Source organism: Paraneptunicella aestuarii (assembly GCF_019900845.1).
Classification (GTDB): Bacteria; Pseudomonadota; Gammaproteobacteria; order Enterobacterales; family Alteromonadaceae; genus Paraneptunicella; species Paraneptunicella aestuarii.
In genome coordinates, this window is sequence record NZ_CP074570.1 from 4,472,442 (window position 1) to 4,497,369 (window position 24,928).

Here is a 24,928-nt window from a genome sequence, read left to right on the forward strand (position 1 = left end):
AAAGCGAGCTCCGGAATCAACCCAATATGCTAATTAAAACAGAAGTAACCGACGGAACACGCCTAGAGCTGTATCCCAATCGATCAGCCAGCTGGAAGCAAGTAAAGCTACTTATGTGGATATTCGCGTCGGTTTGCCTATGTATTGCCTTTGCCTGGGCCTTTGTAGGAGCCTGGTTGATTCTGCCGTTTGCCGGTTTGGAAGTCGGGTTGCTTATCTTTGTTATGTACTATGTGACTCAAATGACTCATCGAAAAGAAGTAGTTCAAGTGACCGAAAGCCACATTTTGGTGCAATCAGGAATTAAGGCGCCAACCTTAAGTTGGACATTAAACAAAGAGGCAACAAAAGTGCTGATTATGGAAGTTCGACATCCCGAAGATCCCCCTTGTGTTCATTTGGTTGATGACAAACAACGTCTGGAATTAGGACGTTACTTAAATATTGATGACAAGAAACTTATGATAGATGAGTTAAAACTACTGGGTCTTCCAATAAAAAATATTAAGAAAAACATACAACTTGTAATTTAATTACCCTAACATCTCAAAAGCTATTTTCTTTAACATTATTTCTTAACGCTATTAGCTAGTCTTATTTTCTTTTCTCAAAATGTAATTATTTGTTTCTTTTTTACCCAACTTAATAGAAAATATTTATCCAAAGCGTGCGTATTGACATAAAAAATAACAAAAACTGTCATTTTACTCATATATAGTGTGCGCCGCTTTTTTAAACATTAATAACAATTATTAGGCGGAGAGAAACATGAAAAGAACAGTCTCGGCAGCATTAATTGCATTATGCTGTAGTCAAACTGCCATGGCACAAGTGTCGAACGGTGATTTCGAAAATTGGTCAGGCAGCACCCCTACCGGCTGGACAACTATTGACTCTGGTATCAGCGTTGCCCAATCTACCACTTACTCATACACAGGCAGTTCATCAGCCAAAATTACAGTAAACACGGGAACTCAGGCTTCAACCGATTTCCGTCAAACTATCAACGTAACTTCTGGTCAAACCTACGATTTCAGTGTTCGCATTTATCACACTGAAGGTAATGTTCAGGCTCGCCTATATGTTGGTAACTACCTGAATTATTCCAATAATTCACTCACGAATCAGTGGCAAGAGCTAACTTATTCATACACGGCAAGTACAACTGGTACTCTTGAAGTGGGTTTGCGTTTTTATGATCAAACTGGCTTCGATGGCTCTGAAGTGGTTTATGTAGATAGCTTCTTACCTACTGATACTTCTGGTGGCGGCTCAGGTGGTGGCGGTGGTGGCGGTGGCAGCTGTGCCAATACCGCTGCAACATTCAGCCTGACCACAGACAACTACGGCAGCGAAACCAGCTGGGACGTAAAAGACAGCAGCAACACCACGCTATATTCTGGCAATGGTTATGCTAGCAATACCAGCTACAACGAAGAATTTTGTTTAGCTGATGGTGACTACACATTCACTATTTACGATAGTTACGGCGACGGCATTTGCTGCAGCTTCGGTAATGGTGCTTACAGCATCACCAGCGGTGGTCAAACACTGGTTTCTGGCAGCAGCTTCACCAGCTCTGAAACCAAAGCATTTACTATCGGCGCTGGTAGCGGCGGTGGCGGCGGCGGTGGTTCCGGCGACCTTACCGGTTATTACCAAAACGCCTCCGGTTTAACTGGCTATGCTTTGAAAACCGCACTACACAACATCATCAAGACTCATACGTCCCAAGGGTATAGCGCTCTGTGGACTTTCTATAGCGCGAATGAGATCGACCGTTACTATGAAAATGATGGCACTATTTTGGACATCTATTCAGAAAACCCAACTGGCGGCGACCCATACAGCTACATTAAGAGCACTGATCAATGCGGCACATACAGCGGTGAAGGCAACTGTTACAACCGTGAGCACTCTTTCCCTCGTAGCTGGTTTGGTGGTGCTATTGAACCAATGAACTCAGATGTTCATCACATCTTTGCTTCTGACGGTTATGTAAACGGCAGACGTAGCAGCTTCCCATACGGTGAAGTCGGCTCTGCTTCTTACACATCAAACAACGGTTCTAAACTGGGTACAGGTTCAGGTATTGGCTACACAGGTACTGTTTTTGAGCCAATTGATGAATTCAAAGGTGACCTGGCTCGCGCCTACTTCTACATGGCAACGCGCTATGAAGACCGTATCGCAGGTTGGGAAACGAACAGCACCTCTTCAAATGACGTACTCAACGGCACAAATACGCAAGTGTTTGAAGCTTGGACGTTAGCAATGTTGAAACTGTGGCATACACAAGATCCGGTTAGTCAAAAAGAGATTGACCGCAACAATGCTGCACAAACCTTCCAAGGTAACCGTAATCCATTCGTTGACCATCCTGAATTCGTTACTGAAATCTGGGGCAACTAATTGATTTAGAAGAATTCACATCTTCGTTTTAAAAGGGAAGCTTCGACTTCCCTTTTTTATTGCAGTTATCGTTATGAAACATCTGAAAAGTGTTAAACCTGACAGGAGAATGAAACATTCTGTGCAAATATTGGTCTTATATTAAAAAAACAACATAGGATAAACTCAAATAGCAGCGCGATGAATAACATTGCGAGCCATGCCAAGAACCGCTAAGTTTAGATAAAGGGTGGAGGTAACTATGACAGCACTACGTTTATTCCTGTTTTTCGTGCTTGGCGCGGGACTATTGGGTTGCCAATCAACTCAGACAACTCAAGTACCAAGCGAGCAGAACATTCCTCAATTTCTGGATCTCTCATTTCCAGAGTACACCAAGGTTACTATCGAATCCCCCGAACAAATTTTTGCATTGAATGATGACGCAAAGCGCTTTGTCGCTCGCCGACTTCTCGGTGAAAAAGATCCTGCGGAGCGAATAGACAAGCTGCTAAAAGCCATTTTCGATCATTCGGATATCAATCTCTATTACCTGAACAATGCCAATACCATCGCAGCCGACACCTTTGATAATAAGGTTGCCAACTGTCTTTCCATGTCGATTATGACCTATGCCCTGGCAAAAGAAGCTGACTTAAATGTCGACTTTCAGGAGGTTCAAATTCCTGAATACTGGACACGTCGAGATGGCTACAGCTTTTTAAACGGTCATATCAACGTACGACTTACCCCCAAGGTCGGTAAGGATCAATATTATTTCAGTGCAACAGGCAAAATCGTTGATTTCTACCCTTTGGCGCGCAAGCAACACTTCCCTCAAAACGATGCCAAAGTGAATCGAATCATCGCCATGTTTTACAACAACAAAGGCGCTGACGCCCTGATACAAAAAGATTTCACTCAAGCCTATGCCTATTTTCGCAGTGCCATATTAAGCGACCTAAGTTTCCAGTCATCCTGGACAAACCTGGGTACGCTATATCGCATGACCGAACATTATGATTGGGCAGAAAAGACCTTTCTTCACGCCATTAAATTAGACGAAAATGATTTAACAGTATGGGAAAATCTGGCTTTGCTGCATAAGCGCCTAAACCGTTTCGATAAAGCAGACAAGATCATGGCGCGCATCGAAGAAAAACGAAAAGCGAACCCTTATTACCACTACATTTTGGGTGAAGAAATGCTGGACAAAGAAGAGTGGGAGCAAGCCATTACTCACTACAAACGCGCGATTCGCATTGATAATAGCAAGCACATGTTTTACTTCGGGTTAGCCAAAAGCTATTACGGCCTTGGTGACAAGGAACGCAGCCTTTACTACATGAAAAAAGCCGCTCGTAACGCTGACTACATAGATGAACGTGAGCGTTACCAAGGAAAAATGGATCTGTTAGCCAGCCTCTAGAGCCGAGCTATTTCGGCTCTATTCCTTCACCCCAAACTTTAGAACTCCCAATTTTCGATAGCTGTCAGCAACAGGAAATCGGGAGTTTTTTCTTCCGCTGATGAATTTTGCACCAATTGCTAACAAAGTCACAATTAATGCGCACCAAATCTGTGCATTATCGCAAGAAATATATTACACAAAACTCATAACCAATTGATTTTTAATAGATATATTTAATGGCACAAGTTTTGTTACATCCTGAACAAGAGTTATCAAGATCAAACACACTTATTTGGGAGCGATGTTATGAAACTAGTAAGTGCCATCATAAAGCCTTTTAAGCTCGATGATGTGCGAGAAGCCATCTCTGAAATCGGTATCGACGGTTTAACTGTCACCGAAGTCAAGGGCTTTGGTCGCCAGAAGGGACATACTGAACTATACCGTGGTGCAGAATATCAAGTGGATTTTCTACCGAAGATCAAACTCGAAATTGCTATACAGGATGATCATGTAGATCGATTGGTTGAAGCCATCGTTGATGCTGCCAAAACAGGCAAAATTGGTGACGGTAAAGTATTCGTCTATGACCTTGAGCACGCAGTTCGCATTCGTACAGGCGAAACTGACGGCGACGCAATTTAATTCCATTTGGAGGTTATATAATGGAACAGACTTATCACTTACAGTATGCACTAGACACCTTCTACTTCCTGATGTGTGGTGCATTGGTTATGTGGATGGCGGCAGGTTTCGCCATGTTGGAAGCCGGCTTGGTTCGCGCCAAAAACACCACTGAAATTCTGACCAAAAACGTCGCTCTTTATGCTATTTCCTGCACCATGTATTTGATCTGTGGTTACATGATCATGTACGACAAAACCCTGTTCCTATCAGGCATTGCAGATGTTGATGTAGCAGGTACATTAGCTGAATTCGCTGGTCGTGAAGACGGTTTTGAAGGCGGTGCGATTTACTCTGGCGCTTCAGACTTCTTCTTCCAGGTGGTATTCGTTGCAACAGCAATGTCTATCGTATCGGGTGCGGTTGCAGAACGTATGAAGCTTTGGACTTTCCTTGCATTCGCCGTTGTGATGACGGGTTTCATCTACCCAATGGAAGGTAGCTGGACCTGGAATGGCTCTGCGGTATTCGGTATGTACACACTTGGCGACCTAGGTTTCTCTGACTTCGCCGGTTCAGGTATCGTACACATGGCAGGCGCTGCTGCAGCTTTATCCGGCGTGCTTCTACTAGGCGCTCGTAAAGGTAAATACACCTCTGACGGTCGTGTAAACGCAATCCCGGGCTCTAACCTGCCATTAGCCACGTTGGGCACATTCATCCTGTGGATGGGCTGGTTCGGCTTCAACGGTGGCTCTGTATTGAAACTGGGCGATATTTCCAATGCCAACTCAGTAGCCATGGTTTTCCTTAACACTAATGCCGCCGCCGCAGGTGGTGCAATTGCAGCGCTATTGCTTGCCAAAGTCCTGTTTAAGAAAGCTGACCTGACAATGGCTCTAAACGGCGCATTAGCTGGCCTGGTTGCCATTACTGCAGAACCTTCTACTCCAACTGCATTACAAGCAACCATTATTGGTGCTGTAGGTGGTTTGTTGGTGGTGTTCTCAATCATTGGCCTGGATAAACTGAAAATCGACGATCCGGTTGGTGCAATCTCAGTACACGGTACAGTTGGCTTCTTCGGTTTAATGGTAGTGCCTTTCACTAACACCGAAGTGACTTTCTCTGGTCAGTTAATCGGCGCAGCCACTATCTTCATCTGGGTATTCGGCACTAGCTTCGTCACCTGGTTGGTACTGAAAGCAGTCATGGGTCTACGCGTAACTGAAGAAGAAGAATATAAAGGTTTGGATATCGTAGATTGTGGTTTGGAAGCATACCCAGACTTCAGTGTACGTCAGTAAGCTAAACCTATAGTTAACTCCGATAGCACTAAAATTATTAGAAGTACCTCCGCCGATATTTTTGTCCTGTGGAATATCGGCTCAAAGGATACCACCTCCGATCTTGTTAAGAGTTCGCCCGGCTAAAACCGGGCTTTTTATTTTCCGTACACAATGATTCAAACTGTTTGTTCACAAATTGATCGTAAATTGCCGCCATATCACCTCAAATAAATACCATCCCTATCTTCATGCTGGCATAGTTCATGAACAGTGCTAGTATTCCGTGCATACTTAATTGATGCACCTATGTTATTGAAATGCATTGATCTGTTGGGAGAAGTGAATGTTAAGAATTATCAGCAGCCTCATGGTTGCGCTTTTTTGTATGAGTTCGGCACAAGCTTATGACCGTGTGACCGGGAAACATTTCGCTAGTCGTTCAGAGGTCATCGCTCAACATGGCATGGCAGCCACCAGCCAACCACTGGCAACACAAGTTGCTCTGGATATTCTGAAACAAGGCGGTAACGCCATTGATGCAGCAATTGCAGCCAACGCAATGTTAGGTTTAGTGGAACCGACAGGCAATGGTATTGGCGGAGACCTGTTTGCGATGGTCTGGGATGCCAAAGGCAAAAAACTACATGGCCTGAATGCTTCCGGCCGCTCTCCCAAATCTTTGGAAATGAGCCACTTTAAATCCCTTGGATTAGAAAGCATTCCCTCTTATGGCCCTCTACCCGTGTCAGTTCCTGGTGCTGTCGACGGCTGGTTTGAACTACACAAAAAGTTCGGCAAGTTACCTATGTCTGAAGTGCTAGCACCAGCCATTCGTTATGCCAGAGACGGTTTCCCGGTTAGCGAGCTCATTGCGTATTATATGGATCGTTCAGTCGAACGATTGAGTAAGTATCCGGGATTCAGAGAAACCTACATGCCCAATGGCAGAACACCCCGTAAAGGCGAAATCTTTAAAAACCCCGGTTTGGCATCAACTTATGAAAAAATTGCCAGTGGTGGACGCGATGCCTTTTATAAAGGAGACATCGCTCGAATTATTGCTTCCTATATGAAAGAACAAGGAGGCTTTTTGTCTTATGAAGACCTTGCCAGCCACACCTCTGACTGGGTAGATCCGGTTTCCACCAATTATCGCGGTTATGATGTGTGGGAATTACCGCCAAACGGGCAAGGTATTGCTGCACTGCAAATTCTCAATGTTATGGAGCTTTATGATGTCGAAAGCATGGGCTTTGGCAGCGATGAATACATCCACACCTTCGTTGAAGCCAAGAAATTAGCCTTCGAAGACCGTGCCAAATACTATTCAGACATGGCCTTTAACCAAACCCCGGTTGATTGGCTGATCTCGAAAAAATATGCTCAACAACGTAAACAACTGATCGACGCCAACAAAGCAGCCAAACGTTACGACGCAGGCCCATACGAAGGTGACACCATCTACATGACCACTGCCGACAAAGACGGCAACATGGTGTCATTGATTCAAAGTAATTATCGCGGTATGGGCTCGGGCATGACACCACACGGGTTAGGCTTCATCATGCAAAACCGTGGCGAACTCTTCGCTTTGCAGGAAGACCACTTCAACGCTTATGCTCCCGGCAAACGTCCATTTCACACCATCATCCCGGCTTTTATCACTAAAAATGGTAAACCTTGGGTGAGTTTTGGCGTAATGGGCGGCGGCGCTCAACCACAGATGCACGCTCAAATCGTGATGAACCTGATCGATTTCGGTATGAACCTGCAAGAAGCTGGCGATGCGCCTCGCATTTTACATAGCGGCTCAAGCCAGCCAACAGGCGAAATCATGGAAGATGGCGGTTACGTAAGCCTGGAAAATGGATTCAGTGCAGGTACGCGCCGGGAACTAATAGAAAAAGGCCATGTGTTAAGAGAAGTTTCAGGCTGGTTTGGCGGCTACCAAGCCATCATGCGAGACCCCAAAACCGGTGTCTATTTCGGTGCCTCGGAAAGCCGTAAAGACGGGCACGCCGCAGGTTATTAACCCCTCTGATACGCTGAACCAAACAGCGCACTAAAAAGTAAGTTGAATTTGGCATCGGGTTAGGTATAACCTGATGCCCGTTTAAAAATCAATATATTCAACGCACTGGATAACCCTGCATGCCGCAAGCACAAAAAGGCATATGTGCCGAACCGAATCTGCACGCACTCTACCTGATGTTTAATGTTCATGAAGATCATGACGAAGAAGTTCGCCGTATTTTGGCGCAAATTCTCAATATTTTTGATCACTATGACGACGAACATTACGAGGCAATGGTGTCGGGTGTGATTGCTATCGGCAGTAACTACTGGATGGAATTGTACCCCGGCTTCTTACCCGCAGAGTTAGCCCCCTTTCCAGACATGCATTGTGAAGATCGACACGCCCCGGTAGTACCTTGCGACCTGTTCATTCAAATGCGCGCTGATCGCGCAGACATATGCCATGCAATGGGAACCGCCGTATACGACGCATTAAAGCCCCATGTAGAATTAGTCGAACAAATTAAAGGCTTCCGCTTTTTGGATGGGCGTGACCTGACCGGTTTTGTCGACGGCACAGAAAACCCCAAAGGCATGCACAAGCTCGACGTTGCTATTATCGGTGATGAAGATCCTGAATTTGCCGGTGGCAGTTATATCCACATCCAACGCTATCGCCATAATTTGAGCAAATGGAACCAATTGGATGTACCGCATCAAGAAGAAATCTTTGGTCGCACTAAAACCGACGACATTGAATTTGCCAGCGAGATGAAAAAGCCCTTTGCTCACACCAAACGCACTAATCTGAAAGATGCCAATGGCAATAGCATTGAAATTCTACGCCAAAGCATGCCGTATGGTGATATGAAAGAGCAGGGATTATTCTTTGTCTCTTGCGCAAAAAGCCCACAACCTTTTACCAAAATGCTGGAAAGCATGATCTTCGGTGATGCCCACGGCAACTACGACAAGCTCATGGACTACACTACCGCAGAAACGGGCGCGGCTTTCTTCGCTCCGTCAGTAGATTTTCTTAAATTTCAGGGAATGTCTTAGTTCGTCTTAGAATGCCTTTAGAATGGGAGAAGGTGCCGCATAGAACCACGCGGCACATAAACCTGAACTGCGCGGCTCAGGTTAAATACAAACTTTAAAAAGCAACCTCAAACCCCACCTGATTAATATCCACTTCGGTGACTTTGCCATACTTTTTCAGCACATCACGGATTTCATCACCTTTACCAATCACCATAAATTGCAGGTTATCCTGAGGAAAGTAGGTGTTGATAAGCTCTTTGGTCTTTTTCAGGGTGAGGCTATCCACCTTTTCCTGAAACTGGTTAATGAAGTCTTTGTCGTAGCCATAAATAAACATGCCTTGTAATAAACTGGCGAGTTGCTCACTGGTTTCAAATTTCGGTGGAAACTGGCCTTTTACGTAGGCTTTAGCTGAACTTAGCGTCTCGGCATCAATGCCTTTTTCCCACAAACGAGCATAGGTTTTTAGTGCCAAATCAATCGCTTCTTCTGTCGTTTTAGTATCGGTAAAGGTTGATATGTGGAAACTACCCGCCACCTTATGAACGTTAAAACTACTACGAGCACCATAGGTTAACCCTGCGTTAACGCGCAATTCGTCATTTAACCAGGAAGTAAAACGGCCGCCCAATATGGTATTAACCACAAACAAAGGAATGTATTCTTTGTTGCTGTATTCAATTCCATGTCCACCAATATAAAAGGTGCTTTGGCGAGAATCGGATTTATTCACTAACAACACACGGCTTTGAGTTAACTTTGCTGGGCGATTCAGTGACACTTTTTGTAATTTTTCAGACTCAAGTGCTTTGCCTTTCCAGTGACCAAACAAGGATTTAATTTGCTGCAACATATCTTTACTATCGAAGGCTCCCACCATAATAACTGCGGTATTTTCTGGTCGATAGAATGAATGATAAAACTGCCACAAGGATTGGATCGTGAGTTGTTTAACGGAATCTTGAGTACCGTTAACGATATTACTGTACGGCGAATCGGCGTAAATCATTTGATGAAAGTAATCGGTTGCAACACTTTGGGGACTTTCCTTACGTTGCATTAATTCATCAATATGACGTTTCTGGTGCTTGGAGAATTCTTCTTCGTTAAATACCGGACGTTGAAGCAAATCAGCAAGCACGGGCAGCACATCTTTACTGTCTCGAGCCAGAAAAGAAGCACTTAATGCGCTATATTCCAAGCTGGCATCGGCACCAACTTCTGCACCGCGAAATTCAAGAAATTGTTCCAGCGCTTGTTTTTCGAGCTTTTCTGTACCAAACATTAATCCTTGCGCTGTCGCCTGAGCCAAACCTGCCAGCTTTCCATCTTCAACAGCACCGGCATTGACAACAATATTCACATCAATGGTAGGTACTTCATGTTGTTCCATTAAATAAACCGTTAAACCATTATCCAGAGTCAACTGTTGATAATCAGGCAAACTAAAACTTGTCGTTTCAGCTCTGGCAACAAAGCTAAAGCCAATCAAGAGCAAAGAAATAACGCGATATTTAGAGATCAAATTCATCACTATCCTCCCTGGAATCCAACACACCTACGGTACGGTTTTTCTTGGTGAGATAAGTAGCCGCTACTCGTTGAATGTCGGCAGCTGTCACTTTGGCAAAATCATTTGGAGCAGAGAACATCTTGCGATAACTACCATGATAGATCTCATAGTTCCCCAACAAATTCGCGCGATCACTGATAGTGGCAATGTCGCGATAAAAAGCGACTTCACGCTGGTTTTTCGCACGCTGCAACTCTTCTTCTGTTACTCCGTGTTTTGCAACACGGGCAATTTCCTTGAGAACAGCGGTTTCCAGCTCAGCGGCAGATACCCCTTGACTGGCAATGGCATAAAGATAAAAAAGATTAGGGTCGATACTATCAGGAACATCAGTGCCAACATCCATTGCCAACTCATTTTCGTGCACCAATTTAGACACTAAGCGAGAACTGTTGCCTTCGGTCAGAATGTCAGAAAGCAGTACCAAGGGATAAAAGTCTTTATGCTGGTTCGCCGGAATATGATAGCCCATCATAATGTTAGGGGATGTCACCGATGGCTTATGCACATAGACTCTGCGCTCCCCTTTCTGTTCAGGTTCAACAGTGTGAACAGACTTGGGTTCTTCCTGTTTGGGAATAGACTCAAAATGCTTCTTCGCCAATTGCTTTACATTATCAGCCTTGACGTTACCAACAACGATGGCAACCGCATTATTCGGCGCATAATAGATTCGATGGAATTCTTTCAGGTCTTGCATCGTCCAGTTTTCAATGTCCGACGCGTGACCAATAATAGGCCAACTATAAGGGTGAGCTCGAAAAGCGGCACTCTTCACCTCTTCCCAAATAGTTCGATAATTGGAATTTTCCAATCCGGTTAAACGCTCAGATGTCACCACTCCGCGTTCACTCTCTACAATATTGGGATCCAGAGACAAGCTGGCAATACGGTCTGCTTCCAGTTCAAACATCTTGTCCAAACCATCAGCCGGGAACCATTCCATATAGGCGGTAACGTTCTCCGAGGTGTAGGCATTGTTGGAACCGCCATGCGCTTCCATCACCTTATCGAACATTTTCGGCCCGTACTTTTTCGCTCCATTAAACATCATGTGCTCAAAAAAATGGGCTATTCCCGTGGTGCCTGGGGCTTCATTACGAGAGCCCACTTTCCAGAAAATATACAAGGTTGCATTGGGAATGGAATCGTCTTCCATCACCAAAAACTTCATGTCGTTTTTAAGAGTAAACGTATGAACATCGTCGACAGTCACTGCCGAACCTGCTTGAGATAGAAGAAGAGTAAAAACCAACAAGCAGGGTTTGAGTATTTTGAGTCGCATTTTATCACCAGCTTCCGTACAACAACCGACAAGCACGACTCACATCTATACATCATTGGGTTTAAACAAAATTAAACCCGAAAATCACACTCGTCGGTTAATTATTTTAATCGCGCCAGCGTCTGGTTATATCAGAGTATGCATCAATGCGTCTATCTCTAAAGTATGGCCAAATGCGTCTGACCGATTCACATCGTTGCATATCGAGTTCAACAACAAGGTTGCATTCCTCGTCAGAAGGCGCTTTAGCCAATACTTCACCTTGAGGGCCACTAATAAAACTTTGTCCCCAAAATTGAATTCCAGGATAGCCGTCAATGGGTGAAGCTTCAAAGCCGGTTCTATTAGCAACGATCACAGGTACAGAATTCGCCACGGCATGACCACGTTGAACAGTAAACCAGGCGTCATGCTGACGTGCTTGCTCTTCTGGCGTGTCTGTCTTATCCCAACCAATAGCGGTTGGATACAGCAGGATCTCAGCGCCCGCCATTGCCATCAAACGAGCCGCTTCGGGATACCATTGATCCCAACACACTAATACACCTAACTTGCCGACACGGGTTTGAATAGGCTCAAAACCCTGATCGCCCGGAGTGAAATAGAACTTTTCATAAAAGCCCGGATCATCAGGAATGTGCATTTTGCGATACTGTCCAACCATCCCTTCTTTACCGTCAAACACCACTGCGGTGTTGTGATATAAGCCTGCACTGCGCTTTTCAAATAAGGAAGTCACCAACACGATATCCAAATCAGCCGCTAACTGACCAAAGAAATCAGTTGCCGCGCCGGGAATGGTTTCTGCCAAATCGAAATACTCGGTATTCTCTTCCTGACAAAAATACAAGGTGCTATGTAATTCTTGCAGCAACACCAGTTTGCAGCCTTCATCCGCCAATTTTTTAACTTCTTCAGCCGTACGTCGCCAGTTGGCCTGTTTGTTGTTATCAGCAACAGCTTGTTGCACCAAGCCTACTTTGAGCAGGTTGCTTGAATTACTCATAAATGTGGATCCCCGAGTTCGCTAATTGGGTTATCTCTGGTTTGAATGTACCGCAGGGTACTTGCATGGAAATGCAGTGTAAACTGCCAAATTGTTGTACCAAGGGGCGACAATTAATGGCAACTACCGTGAAATCAGGGTAAGCCTGCTTTAATACCTCAATCGCGGCTTCGTCTTCCTTCTCGCCATAAACGGGAGCCAGAACGACGCCATTGCTGATTAGATAGTTCGCATAAGAAGCAGGTAAGCGCTCACCATCTTCATTCTCGATGTAAGGCAAGGGCAATTCAAAAATTTTATGCTCAGGTAACTGAGCCTTCGCTTCGTTCACCAGAGCACTTAAGCCTTCATAATGACTGTCGTCAGGTCGATTAAAACAGGATTGAATAACCAGCCCTTTGGCTTGGGTAAAGCGCACCAAGGTATCGATATGTCCGTCAGTATCATCACCTTCCAGATGACCATGTTTAAAGATCGTCACCTGCTTGGCACCCAACGCTTGTTGCAATAACTGTTGGTTTTTTTGTAGTTCAAACTGCCCATTACGTTCTGGGTTGGATAAACATAACTCGGTCGTTAATAGATGGCCTTCGTCATCAATTTCTACCGCGCCGCCTTCCAGCACAAAATCAACCACTTGCATAGGCTGCTGACATAATGTCGCCAACACCATTTCGTTCATCTGATTGTCTTTACTGGCATTAAACTTGTTACCCCAACCATTAAAACGAAAACTCACAGGCTGAAATTCACCATTTTTCGTACAGGTTAGAAAGCCATAGTCGCGGATCCATGTGTCATTGTAATCCGCAGGAAGCAGAAGTAATTTGGTAATAGATTCCGGCATCGTCTGCGCAATAAGCTGCTGACAAGCTTCGATTTCTTGTTCCCGGATCAACATCACAACCGGTGTGTTGTTGCCATTCAAGGTACTAATAATATTCAAATAAGTCTGGCGCACATCAGCAAGCCAAGGCTGCCAATCAGTTTGTGCATCAGGCCAGGACAATAACACGGCTTCTTGTGTATGCCATTCAGGTAATAATTGCTGCATTGAGGTGTTTTGAAAATTGACAAAGAAAATTGCACGAATTGTAGCAGTGAGAGCTTGCTGCCGCAAAATAGCAAATGCATGAACGCGTAAGAAAATAGTATGATGGCAAACAGATTAAAAGTTTAATCTGTCATGGAGCAGAACGATGCCGGCAATTTGGATTTCTACTTTCACAGCAGTATTGATTTGGTCAGGGATAAATCCCAAAGACCAATTCACATGGTTCATGGAAGTTCTTCCTGCACTCATAGGCGCTGTCGTGCTTGCTTTAACCTATCGTTCTTTTCGGCTAACGCCCTTACTTTATATCCTTATTCTATTTCATTGCCTGATTTTAATGGTTGGTGGGCACTACACTTACGCCGAAGTACCTCTTTTCGACCACATCAGGGATATCTTTGACAGCAGTAGAAATAACTATGACAAAGTTGGTCACTTTGTTCAGGGTTTTGTTCCCGCAATCATCGCTAGAGAAATTGTTCTGAGAAAGAAAATTATCAGAGGAAATGCATGGCAATTTTTCTTTATTGTCAGTTTCTGTCTCGCCTTTAGTGCGTTTTATGAACTGATTGAATGGTGGGTGGCATTAGCTACGGGGGAAGGAGCAGAGGCATTTCTGGGAACCCAAGGCTATGTCTGGGATACCCAGTCAGATATGGGGTTTGCGATGCTTGGCGCGATCATTGCCCTGACAACATTAAGCAAACTGCATGATAAGCAGCTTAAGACGGTTAACTAACCAGAGCTGGCAAAGAATAAAAAAGGGTTGCCGAAGCAACCCTTTGTGAATTTTTAATCATGAGATAATCAGGCTTATCAAACGCCCAAATAATCCATAATGCCGTCGGCAGCTTTACGCCCTTCATCAATGGCGGTGACCACCAAATCAGAGCCGCGAACCATATCACCACCCGCGAAGATTTTCGGGTTAGAGGTTTGGAATGCGTATTTGCCACCAGCAGGTGCGCGCACTCGTCCTTTTTCATCCAATATAATACCGAAGTCGCTAAACCAGTTAGCCGGGCTGGGTTGGAATCCAAAAGCGATAATGACTGCATCCGCAGGAACAATGTGTTCAGAGCCAGGCACGGTTTGCGGGCTGCGACGCCCAGCACTGTCGGGCGCGCCCAATTCGGTTCTAACACATTTCACACCACAGGTATTGCCATTCTCATCAAGGGCAATATCCAACGGTTGAACGTTGAATTGAAACTCAACCCCTTCTTCACGAGCATTTTGCACTTCACGGCGAGAACCAGGCATGTTCTCCTCGTCACGGCGATAAGCACAAATAACTTGCTCCGCGCCTTGACGCACAGACGTACGCACGCAGTCCATGGCAGTGTCACCACCGCCAAGCACCACCACCTTTTTGCCTTCCATACTGATGTAATCGTTGGGATCTTTTTCCAGACCCATCACGCGGTTGGTATTGGCAATCAGGAAAGGTAACGCGTCATACACGCCGGGAGCCGATTCGTTATCGAATCCACCTTTCATGTACTTGTAAGTTCCCATTCCCAGGAACACGGCATCGTATTGATCCAGTAAATCCTGGAAGCTCACGTCTTTGCCAATCTCGGTATTGAGCACAAACTCAACGCCCATGCCTTCAAAGATGTCGCGGCGACGCTGAATCACTTCTTTTTCCAACTTGAATGAAGGAATACCAAAGGTTAACAAGCCGCCAATTTCTGGGTATTTGTCGAAGACCACAGGCTTCACACCGTTACGTACCAGAATATCGGCACAAGCGAGCCCGGCAGGGCCAGCTCCAACGATAGCGACTTTTTTATCTGTCGCGACCACTTCCGACATATCCGGGCGCCAACCCATTGCGAATGCGGTATCAGTAATATATTTCTCAATACTGCCAATGGTAACCGCACCAAAATCTTCATTGAGCGTGCAAGCGCCTTCGCACAAACGATCTTGCGGACATACGCGTCCACAGACTTCAGGCAAGCTGTTTGTTTTGTGTGATAACTCCGCAGCTTCAAGAATTCGTCCTTCGTTCGCCAACTTCAGCCATTGAGGAATGAAGTTATGCACCGGACATTTCCACTCACAATACGGGTTGCCACAGTCCAGACAACGATCGGCCTGACCTTCGGTTTGCGATTGCGATAGTGGATGATAGATCTCGCCAAACTCTGCACGACGCACGTCAATAGGCTTCTTCGGCGGATCGATACGTTCAACATCTACGAATTGATATACATTCTTTGCCATTATTCTGCCTCCCTACTGTGCCTGAATCCGCAGTTCTTCTGTAGAACGGCTGATATGACCCAGCAGGCTCTTAACGTCACTGGTTTTAGGTTTAATCAAACGGAATTTACCTAGATATTCATTGAAATTAGTCAGAATATCCAACGCTCGACGACTACCGGTTTCCGCATAATGTTGATTAATCAAACCACGTAAATGCTCAATCAAAATGTTCTTGTCTTCAATGCTCAAGGCTTCAACCAGCTCTTGGTTGATACGGCGTTCAAGGTCATTGTCCTCGTCCAGTACGTAGGTGAAACCACCTGTCATACCTGCACCAAGGTTAACGCCGACTTTGCCCAGGATCACAATAATGCCGCCTGTCATATATTCACAAGCGTTGTCACCAACACCTTCAACGACAGCAACCGCGCCCGAGTTACGCACAGCAAAGCGCTCACCCGCAGTGCCTGCGGCGAACAACTTACCGCCAGTCGCACCATACAAACAGGTATTACCCATGATGGCGCTTTCATGGCTGATATAGTCCACGTTGCGAGGCGGATAGATGACCAGCTTGCCGCCTGTCATACCTTTGCCCACATAGTCGTTGGCATCACCAACAAGCGTCATATGCAAACCACCCGCGTTCCAAACGCCAAAACTCTGGCCTGCCGTACCGGTTAAATTAACATTCACCGGATAATCGGCCATGCCTTGGTTGCCATGATGCTCAGCAATAAAACCTGACATCAAAGCCCCGACAGAACGGTCGGTATTGCGCACAGAATAATTCAGCGTTTGACCCGACTTGTTCAACACGGCGTCTTTGGCATCTGCCAAAATCTGCAAGTTCAATTCGCCCTTATCCAAAGGCTGGTTGGTGGTTTCTGAACAGAACAAACGTGTGTGAGAACCCTCTTCCGGTTTTTCCAGAATCGGAGATAAATCCAGTCTATTCTGCTTGGCATTGATGCCATCCAACACTTGCAAATATTCGGTTTTGCCAATGATATCCTGCAAACTGCGCACACCAATCGAGGCCAAAATCTCACGCACTTCCTGAGCAATAAACTGGAAGTAGTGCATGACCATTTCTGGCAAACCAATAAAGTATTCGCTACGTAGTTTTTCGTCTTGAGTTGCCACGCCTGTCGCGCAGTTATTCAAATGGCAAATACGTAAGTATTTACAACCTAACGCCACCATTGGGCCAGTACCAAAGCCAAAGCTTTCTGCTCCGAGCATTGCGGCTTTCACCACATCCAGTCCGGTTTTCAAACCACCGTCGGTTTGAACACGTACCTTATGGCGCAAGCCATTTTCAACCAAAGCTTGTTGAGTTTCCGCCAAACCTAATTCCCAAGGACAACCGGCATATTTAACCGAAGTTAGTGGGCTTGCCCCTGTACCACCGTCGTAACCAGAGATGGTTATCAAATCGGCATAGGCTTTGGCAACGCCCGTGGCAATAGTGCCAACACCAGGTTCGGAAACCAGCTTCACAGAAATCAAGGCTTTCGGGTTGATTTGCTTCAAGTCGAAAATCAGCTGTGCCAAATCTTCGATAGAGTAAATATCATGATGTGGCGGTGGAGAAATCAGGGTTACGCCCGGTACAGAAAAGCGCAGTTGAGCAATATAGTTATTCACCTTATCACCCGGTAACTGCCCGCCTTCGCCCGGCTTCGCACCTTGAGCGACTTTAATCTGAATAACTTCGGCATTCATCAGGTAATGCGGAGTTACACCGAAGCGCCCCGAAGCCACCTGCTTGATTTTCGAATTACGTTCAGTACCAAAACGCTTGGGATCTTCGCCACCTTCACCTGAGTTAGACTGACCGCCCAAACGGTTCATGGCAATCGCCAAGGCTTCGTGGGCTTCAGGACTCAATGCCCCGATAGACATTGCTGCCGTATCAAAACGCGGATAGAGGTTTTCAGCGGGTTCAACTTCCGAGATATCAATCGCTTGATGCCCTTTAGTAATACCAAGCAAATCACGGAAATGCGCAGGCTGACGTTCATTCACCAGTTCTGCGAAGACTTTGTAGTCTTCGTAATTACCCGTTTGAACTGCCTTTTGTAGTGTCGTGACAACATCAGGGTTGTAAGCATGGTATTCACCACCGTGAACATATTTCAACAAGCCGCCATGTCTGATGCTCTTACGATTAACCCAGGCAACGCGGTTAAGGTTTATTAGATCCTGTTCAAAATCATCAAAGCCTGCGCCCTGAATACGGCTTGGTACGCCTTTAAAACAAAGTTCCATGACTTCGTTAGAAATACCAATAGCTTCAAACAGTTTGGAACTACGATAGCTGGCAACCGTCGATATGCCCATCTTGGACATGATCTTGTATAGCCCTTTGTTAATGCCTTTACGGAAATTAACAATGGCTTGCAAGTAGCTAATGTTCAGCTCGCCTTTTTCCACCATTTGCTCAATGCTTTCATAAGCAAGGAATGGATAGATTGCTGTAGCACCCAAGCCCAGCAATACCGCAAAATGATGCGGATCACGAGCCGAAGCGGTTTCTACCACGATATTGGCATCACAACGTAAGGCTTTATCAATCAAACGACGCTGTACTGCACCCACCGCCATCGCCATTGGAACAGGAATTTTATCTTTTCGAATTTGACGATCCGACAAAATAATAAAGGCGGCATTCTTCTGTTTGATCAGGTATTCAGCTTCGTCACAAATGCGTTCAATCGCGCGCTTCAAACCTTCATCAGCTTTGTAGTTCAGGTCGATGTATTCGGAATAGTAATGCTGAGGATCAAACTCTCTAAGCTGTTTCAAATCGGTATAAGTCAGTATGGGTGACTCAAATAATACCCGATCGGCATATCCAGATGTTTCGCTGAATACGTCTTTTTCCCGACCAATACAGGTTGCCAACGACATAACGTGGTTTTCACGCAGTGGATCTATTGGCGGGTTGGTTACCTGGGCAAATTGCTGCCGGAAGTAGTCGTAAATAATACGCTGTTGGCTGGACAAAACCGCCATTGGCGTATCGTCACCCATAGAACCAACCGCTTCCTGACCATCACTGGCCAATACTTTGACCACTTGTTGCAGTTCTTCATAGCTGTAACTGAACTGCTTGTGGAAAGTGGCCAGCATGTTGTCATCGAAAGCACGTTTACCTAACAAGCTGTGATCCACTTCTTCGATGCACTTCAGCTTACGAATGTGCTTGTTGATCCATTCGCGATAGGGCAAGCGCTGCTTAAGATCTTCATCAATCTCATTGCTACGCCAGATTTTTCCGGTTTTGGTATCAACGGCAAGCATTTCGCCCGGGCCTACACGACCTTTTTCAACAACGTCTTCTTGCTTGTAATCCCAGATACCAACTTCTGATGCCAAGGTAATAATGTCATCTTTCGTGATGACATAACGCGCTGGACGCAAACCGTTTCTGTCTAGGTTACACGCCACATGGCGACCATTGGTTAGAACGATCCCCGCCGGGCCGTCCCAAGGCTCCATGTGCATGGAGTTAAACTCGTAGAAGGCTTTTAGGTCTTCGTCCATGGTGTTGTCGTTTTGATAGGCTGGCGGAACCAACAAACGCATGGCACGGAACAAGTCCATCCCACCCGCTAAAAACAACTCCAGCATATTATCCAACGAGGATGAATCCGACCCGGTTTCATTGACAAAAGGTGCGGCATCGTGCAAATCAGGAATTAAAGGCGTGCGGAACTTGTAGGTTCTGGCATTTGCCCAATCACGGTTGCCACGGATAGTATTGATTTCACCATTATGTGCCAAAAAGCGGAATGGTTGCGCCAGAGGCCAACGGGGTAATGTGTTGGTAGAAAATCGTTGATGGAAAACACAAATACTGGCTTCCAGCTTTTCATTCGCCAAATCGAGATAAAAGGTTGGTAAGTCTTTAGGCATTACCAGACCCTTATAAACAGTTACCAGTGCAGATAATGATGAAATATAGAAATCTTCATCTTCTGCCAGTCGTTTCTCTGCTCTGCGACGAGCCATATATAAGCGGCGTTCCAGATCGTGCTCGCGCCAACCTTGTGGCCCGTTCACAAAAACCTGTTCAATTTGCGGTAAGCATTCACTAGCCAAATCCCCTAAAATAGTAGGATCGGTAGGTACAACACGCCACCCAAGCACTGCAAGGGTTTCTTTTTCTAACTCTTCGGTAAGGGCGCGTCGAGCAGCTTCAGCACGTTCTTCATTTTGACTAAGAAAAACCATGCCAACAGCATAATTCTTGGCGAGTTTCCAACCATGCGCTTCGGCAACTTCCTGGAAGAATGAGTCGGGTTTTTGCAATAGCAAACCACAACCATCACCGGTTTTACCATCAGCTGCAATACCACCTCTATGCTGCATTCGATCAAGAGCATGGATGGCTGTTTTAACCAAATTATGGCTGGCAGTACCTTGGATATGGGCAATTAATCCAAAGCCACAATTATCCCGAGAATCATTCGGGTGATACAGTTTCATTAAGCTTCAACTCCTCAACCATGGACTGGGTAGGGTAAGAAAGTGGTTTTCAAAGTATCAGTTGTCGCTATGCTTCGAGTTTGGCATATGTTTTGCGTTCAATTTACCTGCGACCATTATCAAATATAGTCGAGATCAATCATTCAAGCTCGAAATCCTGTTTCTGCCGTATTGTTATAATTGTGATTGTATTTGGAGCATTTGCGACACTGAATTCCACACATCTTGTCCACGTCCGCGTCTAATACGCCTGTGGCACAACCCCACAGCATCTGCAATTTGCTCTCTAAATAACCAGTAGAAGTACGAATCTTTATGCATATTTCTCAAACTGGGCTAGACAACATACATTCTTATAATTAAGAAATCAATTCTCCCTCAATGCAAAAACTTAGTGATTTAATGCTACGAACCGGTGCAATGCAGCCAAATAGTGCAATAAAATCCTAAAAAAGCGCCAATTATGTGAGACTTCTTCTCTATCCTACTCACACCTTACTACCCTATATTCTTAAAACTTATTCTCACTATAAAATAGTTATACCCTTTTGATGCATAGGTACCCACCTTACAAATGACTTGCCCTCATTAATTCCTGAACGCTGATGCTTTGGTCATACTTAAATTCCTGATAGGATGCGTGCACTTTTTCTATTGCCCTTTTATCTATAGAGAGTTTTGGTCATGTCTCCTCCACACGACAATATGGATACATTAGCGCTACGTTTAGCTCAGTGGATTAGTCGCATCGGCGCATTTAAAAGCAGCTTCGCACTATTAATGATTTTGCTTGGCCTCAGTGTTCTGGGCTCTCATATATTGCGCATATTTCTGTCTGCAGATAACAATACCGAAGACTTTGTTATTGCGGTGATCTTGACGCTAATCGTCGCCCCCTGGGTATTGCTGTTTTTCAGTGGTCTGGTTAAGCAATTAGTGCGCTCCAAAGAGTCATTGCAAATGGCGATAACTGAGCTGGAGCGTTTACGCGCTCAAGATCAGCATGAAGCAGGTCAATTACGAGGAGATATTGATCGACTCAGTCTGGAAATTGAAAAGCGCCAACAAGTTCAGCTCGATCGTGAAAAGGTATTTGCTGAGCTGGAAGACCAAATGCAAAGCCGTTCGGAGAAAGAACAGCAAGCGTTACGCCTCTCTACCCTTTTGCGCTCTATTATTGATGCTTCACCGGATTTGATTTATTACCGAAATCAGGAAGGTAAGTTCGCGGGATGTAACCGCGTCGCAGAGCAGCTAACCGGAAAATCCGAAGAAGAGCTGATTGGCTTAAGCCCTCATGAGGTTTACGACGAAGAATTAGCCAGCCAGGTGGTCGCCAGTGATAACGAGGTATTGGAAAGCAATGCCAGTATCACCGAAGAGCTTTGGTTGCGCTTTGCCGATGGACGTCGCCGTTACTACGAAATGCGTAAAGTACCATTTTTCGATCCTAATGGTGTGCGCTTAGGCTTACTGGCTTTCGGTCGAGATATAACCGAACGTAAACAAGCCGAAGACGCTATCGCCAAGGCCAGCAAAGACAAAACCGCCTTTATCGCGACCATTAGCCATGAATTACGCACGCCGCTTAACGGCATTGTTGGCTTAAGCCGAATGCTGCGTGACACAGAGCTATCGAAAGAGCAGTTCAACTGGGTAAGTACCGTTTATGCCAGCGCTATCACGCTTGGTAATATCTTTAATGACATTATCGACCTGGACAAACTGGAACGAGACCGATTGGAATTGTCCCTGAAAACCGTCTCTCTGAGCGATTTTGCCAGCGAAATCGGCAGCGTTATCGAGTTATTGGCAGCAGATAAAGGGTTGAAATACGAAACACACATTGTTGATCCTCTTCCTGAATTTGTGGAAGTGGATGGTACACGTCTACGTCAAATCCTCTGGAACTTGCTATTTAATGCGGTGAAATTCACACCTCAAGGCATGGTAAGTTTAAGCGTTGCGGCCACACAACCAGAGAATGATCAGTGCCTGGTGAAATTTCAAGTTTCTGACTCAGGCATTGGCATCCCGGCTTCCGAAGTCGATAAAATCTTCGCCATGTATTATCAGGTGGATAGCCCTAACCATAAAAGCGCTACAGGCACAGGGATTGGTTTGGCTATTTGTCACCAATTAGTGTCCATGATGAATGGCAATATCACTGTTGATAGCAAGGTGGGTAAAGGTACAACCTTTACTGTCGAATTACCGGTGGAAGTGAGTCACACAGGAATGAAGGTAGAGAAGTTGTTAGTCAAAGGACTCAACATTCTACTGGTGGAAGATATTCATCTGAATGTGATGGTCGCCAAAGCCTTGCTGGAAAAACTGGGGCAACATGTTGATGTGGCAATGGACGGCGCGGAAGCGTTGGAGAAAGCCAGAGCCAATCAGTACGACTTGATCCTGCTGGATATTCAGCTACCCGATATGAACGGCTTTGAAGTAGCCAGCAAGTTCCATGAAGAAGACCTGGTCAGTGGTACACATATTGTTGCCCTGACCGCGAATGTCATTAAAACACGCCAGGAATATCTGGATAACGGTATGGATGACGTTATCGCCAAACCCATCAAGAAGAGCCGAGTTATTCAGGTATTCAACCAGTTATTTGCCGATCACGAGCCACCAGCCATCGAGCAAGAGCCAGTAGCACAGCCTATTGAGAACAAGTTAGGCGCGGTTCTGGATATGGAATTATTGAATACCCTGGTAGAGACCATTGGCATTGATATGGTCATCAACAGCTTAAATGTATTCAAACAGAGTATGCCGGGCTATGTGGAAATGCTGAAGCTGAGTTTGAGTGCCGAAGAGAAAGATGAAGTCTGTTCTCATGCCCACAAAATCAAAGGAGCAGCAAGCTCAGTTGGGTTGACTGGCGTGCAGAAAGTGGCGAACCAAATCCAGCAAGGAGACCACCCGGCCTGGTGGCAAAATGTTCATGACTGGGTCGAAGAGCTGGAACAGGCTTACGAACATGATATGCAGATTCTGGAATCCTGGTTACAGGAACAAGAGCAGGAAAACTAAGAATTAACTCGAAGCTTAGGCTTAGAAGGATTAGACAAGAAAGATTGTCGCAGTGCCAAGGAAGGCGAAGATTCCAACAATATCCGTTACTGTCGTTAAAATCACACTACCGGCCAATGCCGGGTCGATATTCACTTTCTTCATCGCCAATGGCAACACAGCACCCGCCAAGCCAGCGACCACCATATTAATCAACATAGCGAAAGCGATAATAATCCCCAAGGTTAGATCTTGCTTCCAAATGGCAACAACCGAGGCAATTAACAAGGCCCACATCAAGCCATTCAATAATCCGATAGCCAGTTCTTTTCCAACCAACCAGCGAGAGTTAGCCGAGCCTACATGCCCCAAGGCCATACCACGGATAACCAGAGTTAAGGTCTGGTTTCCGGCAACACCGCCCATACTGGGCACAATGGTGTTGAGAATCGCCAGCACTGCCAGTTGGCTCAAAATCTCTTCAAACATGTTGCTAACAGCGGCGGCCATAATCGCAGTAATAAGGTTAACCCCCAGCCATACTGAACGGCGTTTGGTACTTTTAACCACGGGAGCGAAGGTATCTTCCTCGTCATCCAAACCCGCCATACTCATCATGGAGTGCTCCGCGTCTTCACGGATGATATCAACCACGTCGTCAATGGTAATACGCCCGACCAGAATGCCAGATTCATTCACAACCGGTGCCGATATCCAGTTGTGGCGTTCAAACAGTTTGGCAATCTCGCCTTCAACCATATCTACAGGAATGGTCAGTGGCTCTTCGTCCATCACTTCATCAACCGTGCTGTCTGGAGCACTGGTCAATAAGCGCGGCAAAGAGATTGTGCCAATCAACTTGTCATGACGGTTAGTCACATAGAGAGTATCTGTGCCTTCCGGAATTTCACGCTTCAACCGCAAATAACGTAAAATAACGTCGATTGTGACTTCCGGACGCAGCGTAATGGTGTCGGTGTTCATGATGAAGCCAGCAGTTCCTTCACCATAAGAGAGGGCTTGCTCAGCGCGAACACGATCCTGGGTATCCATGCGGCGCAAAACATCTTGCACCACCTTATCGGGTAGACCATTCAGCAGTTCTGCAAGGTCATCGGTATCCATGTCTTCCAGCGCTTCGGCCAGCTTATCTGGAACCATGGTTCGGATGATGCCGTTACGTACATCTTCCGAAAGTTCTTCTAATACGTCACCGTGAAAATCAGGATCGAGGAGTTGCCATAGCACCGCACGGCTTTTAATTGGGGAGGCTTCCAGAAGCAGGGCAACATCAGCAGGAGCCATATGTTGAAGCATCTTACGGACATGAACATACATACCACTGCCAAGAGCCTGATTAATCGACTCTAGCTGTTCGGCAACATGTTGTCTTTCGAGTGCTTCTGCCATGTCATCCCTTGTGGAAGTTCAGGTTTAATTATGTGATAAAACCGATATGAGAAACCTGAGTAATGAATTCATTATTATTATTCAGATGACGATAGTATG

Annotated in this window: 16 protein-coding genes; 9 read left to right on the forward strand and 7 right to left on the reverse strand. The window is 45.6% G+C overall.

Features of this window, described 5'->3' with window-relative positions:
- Positions 1 to 26 precede the first annotated feature (26 nt).
- From KIH87_RS17425 to KIH87_RS17455, 7 genes are all read left to right on the forward strand, one after another.
- A complete protein-coding gene (locus KIH87_RS17425; RefSeq protein ID WP_232359129.1) occupies positions 27 to 533 on the forward strand; it encodes a DUF2244 domain-containing protein in 507 nt (168 codons plus the stop codon).
- Positions 534 to 768: 235 nt separating this feature from the next.
- A complete protein-coding gene (locus KIH87_RS17430) occupies positions 769 to 2,412 on the forward strand; it encodes an endonuclease (protein ID WP_232359130.1) in 1,644 nt (547 codons plus the stop codon).
- A gap of 241 nt (positions 2,413 to 2,653) precedes the next feature.
- Positions 2,654 to 3,820 carry a tetratricopeptide repeat protein gene (locus KIH87_RS17435; RefSeq protein ID WP_232359131.1) on the forward strand — a complete coding sequence of 389 codons (1,167 nt, stop codon included), beginning with the start codon at positions 2,654 to 2,656 and terminating at the stop codon, positions 3,818 to 3,820.
- A 288-nt stretch (positions 3,821 to 4,108) separates the two neighbouring features.
- On the forward strand, positions 4,109 to 4,447 hold the full coding sequence (glnK, locus tag KIH87_RS17440) for a P-II family nitrogen regulator (RefSeq protein WP_232359132.1): 339 nt from the start codon (positions 4,109 to 4,111) through the stop codon (positions 4,445 to 4,447).
- A gap of 20 nt (positions 4,448 to 4,467) precedes the next feature.
- Entirely contained in the window at positions 4,468 to 5,733 is a 1,266-nt protein-coding gene (locus KIH87_RS17445) for an ammonium transporter (protein ID WP_232359133.1), read from the forward strand.
- Between the two features lie 325 nt (positions 5,734 to 6,058).
- Positions 6,059 to 7,747, forward strand: a complete 1,689-nt coding sequence (gene ggt / locus KIH87_RS17450) for a gamma-glutamyltransferase (protein WP_408635768.1) — start codon at positions 6,059 to 6,061, stop codon at positions 7,745 to 7,747.
- Between the two features lie 119 nt (positions 7,748 to 7,866).
- Positions 7,867 to 8,790, forward strand: a complete 924-nt coding sequence (locus tag KIH87_RS17455) for a Dyp-type peroxidase (protein ID WP_232359134.1) — start codon at positions 7,867 to 7,869, stop codon at positions 8,788 to 8,790.
- 94 nt (positions 8,791 to 8,884) lie between these two features.
- On the opposite strand, the gene KIH87_RS17460 is transcribed toward KIH87_RS17455, so the two are convergent.
- From KIH87_RS17460 to KIH87_RS17475, 4 genes are all read right to left on the reverse strand, one after another.
- Positions 8,885 to 10,303 (reverse strand): M16 family metallopeptidase, encoded by a 1,419-nt coding sequence (locus KIH87_RS17460; RefSeq protein ID WP_232359135.1) that lies wholly within the window; start codon positions 10,301 to 10,303, stop codon positions 8,885 to 8,887.
- Positions 10,287 to 11,630, reverse strand: coding sequence for a M16 family metallopeptidase (locus tag KIH87_RS17465; RefSeq protein ID WP_232359136.1), 1,344 nt, complete (start codon positions 11,628 to 11,630; stop codon positions 10,287 to 10,289). Before KIH87_RS17465 ends, KIH87_RS17460 begins: the two co-directional genes overlap by 17 nt.
- 106 nt (positions 11,631 to 11,736) lie before the next feature.
- Positions 11,737 to 12,636 (reverse strand): carbon-nitrogen hydrolase, encoded by a 900-nt coding sequence (locus KIH87_RS17470; protein ID WP_232359137.1) that lies wholly within the window; start codon positions 12,634 to 12,636, stop codon positions 11,737 to 11,739.
- Positions 12,629 to 13,690 (reverse strand): agmatine deiminase family protein, encoded by a 1,062-nt coding sequence (locus tag KIH87_RS17475; RefSeq protein WP_232359138.1) that lies wholly within the window; start codon positions 13,688 to 13,690, stop codon positions 12,629 to 12,631. The genes KIH87_RS17470 and KIH87_RS17475 overlap by 8 nt, the downstream gene beginning before the upstream one ends.
- A gap of 145 nt (positions 13,691 to 13,835) precedes the next feature.
- On the opposite strand from KIH87_RS17475, the gene KIH87_RS17480 reads away from it, so the two are divergent.
- Positions 13,836 to 14,429, forward strand: coding sequence for a DUF2238 domain-containing protein (locus KIH87_RS17480; protein WP_232359139.1), 594 nt, complete (start codon positions 13,836 to 13,838; stop codon positions 14,427 to 14,429).
- Between the two features lie 77 nt (positions 14,430 to 14,506).
- On the opposite strand, the gene KIH87_RS17485 is transcribed toward KIH87_RS17480, so the two are convergent.
- Positions 14,507 to 15,922, reverse strand: a complete 1,416-nt coding sequence (locus tag KIH87_RS17485) for an FAD-dependent oxidoreductase (protein ID WP_232359140.1) — start codon at positions 15,920 to 15,922, stop codon at positions 14,507 to 14,509.
- A gap of 12 nt (positions 15,923 to 15,934) precedes the next feature.
- Entirely contained in the window at positions 15,935 to 20,401 is a 4,467-nt protein-coding gene (gene gltB / locus KIH87_RS17490; protein ID WP_232359141.1) for a glutamate synthase large subunit, read from the reverse strand.
- A gap of 684 nt (positions 20,402 to 21,085) precedes the next feature.
- On the opposite strand from gltB, the gene arcB reads away from it, so the two are divergent.
- Positions 21,086 to 23,440 (forward strand): aerobic respiration two-component sensor histidine kinase ArcB, encoded by a 2,355-nt coding sequence (arcB, locus tag KIH87_RS17495; RefSeq protein WP_232359142.1) that lies wholly within the window; start codon positions 21,086 to 21,088, stop codon positions 23,438 to 23,440.
- Positions 23,441 to 23,470: 30 nt separating this feature from the next.
- Here the strand turns inward: arcB and mgtE are convergent, their stop codons facing one another.
- Positions 23,471 to 24,829, reverse strand: a complete 1,359-nt coding sequence (gene mgtE, locus KIH87_RS17500) for a magnesium transporter (protein ID WP_232359143.1) — start codon at positions 24,827 to 24,829, stop codon at positions 23,471 to 23,473.
- Between the last annotated feature and the right edge of the window lie 99 nt (positions 24,830 to 24,928).

What these genes read in the sequence shown, in the direction of transcription:
- gltB (WP_232359141.1), bottom strand. Translation starts at nt 20,401, where the DNA reads ATGAAACTGTATCACCCGAATGATTCTCGGGATAATTGTGGCTTTGGA.
- KIH87_RS17480 (WP_232359139.1), top strand. Translation starts at nt 13,836, where the DNA reads ATGCCGGCAATTTGGATTTCTACTTTCACAGCAGTATTGATTTGGTCA.
- KIH87_RS17470 (WP_232359137.1), bottom strand. Translation starts at nt 12,636, where the DNA reads ATGAGTAATTCAAGCAACCTGCTCAAAGTAGGCTTGGTGCAACAAGCT.
- KIH87_RS17430 (WP_232359130.1), top strand. Translation starts at nt 769, where the DNA reads ATGAAAAGAACAGTCTCGGCAGCATTAATTGCATTATGCTGTAGTCAA.
- arcB (WP_232359142.1), top strand. Translation starts at nt 21,086, where the DNA reads ATGTCTCCTCCACACGACAATATGGATACATTAGCGCTACGTTTAGCT.
- KIH87_RS17485 (WP_232359140.1), bottom strand. Translation starts at nt 15,922, where the DNA reads ATGGCAAAGAATGTATATCAATTCGTAGATGTTGAACGTATCGATCCG.
- KIH87_RS17435 (WP_232359131.1), top strand. Translation starts at nt 2,654, where the DNA reads ATGACAGCACTACGTTTATTCCTGTTTTTCGTGCTTGGCGCGGGACTA.
- glnK (WP_232359132.1), top strand. Translation starts at nt 4,109, where the DNA reads ATGAAACTAGTAAGTGCCATCATAAAGCCTTTTAAGCTCGATGATGTG.
- KIH87_RS17455 (WP_232359134.1), top strand. Translation starts at nt 7,867, where the DNA reads ATGCCGCAAGCACAAAAAGGCATATGTGCCGAACCGAATCTGCACGCA.
- KIH87_RS17465 (WP_232359136.1), bottom strand. Translation starts at nt 11,630, where the DNA reads ATGCGACTCAAAATACTCAAACCCTGCTTGTTGGTTTTTACTCTTCTT.
- ggt (WP_408635768.1), top strand. Translation starts at nt 6,059, where the DNA reads ATGTTAAGAATTATCAGCAGCCTCATGGTTGCGCTTTTTTGTATGAGT.
- KIH87_RS17445 (WP_232359133.1), top strand. Translation starts at nt 4,468, where the DNA reads ATGGAACAGACTTATCACTTACAGTATGCACTAGACACCTTCTACTTC.
- KIH87_RS17460 (WP_232359135.1), bottom strand. Translation starts at nt 10,303, where the DNA reads ATGAATTTGATCTCTAAATATCGCGTTATTTCTTTGCTCTTGATTGGC.
- KIH87_RS17475 (WP_232359138.1), bottom strand. Translation starts at nt 13,690, where the DNA reads ATGCAGCAATTATTACCTGAATGGCATACACAAGAAGCCGTGTTATTG.
- mgtE (WP_232359143.1), bottom strand. Translation starts at nt 24,829, where the DNA reads ATGGCAGAAGCACTCGAAAGACAACATGTTGCCGAACAGCTAGAGTCG.
- KIH87_RS17425 (WP_232359129.1), top strand. Translation starts at nt 27, where the DNA reads ATGCTAATTAAAACAGAAGTAACCGACGGAACACGCCTAGAGCTGTAT.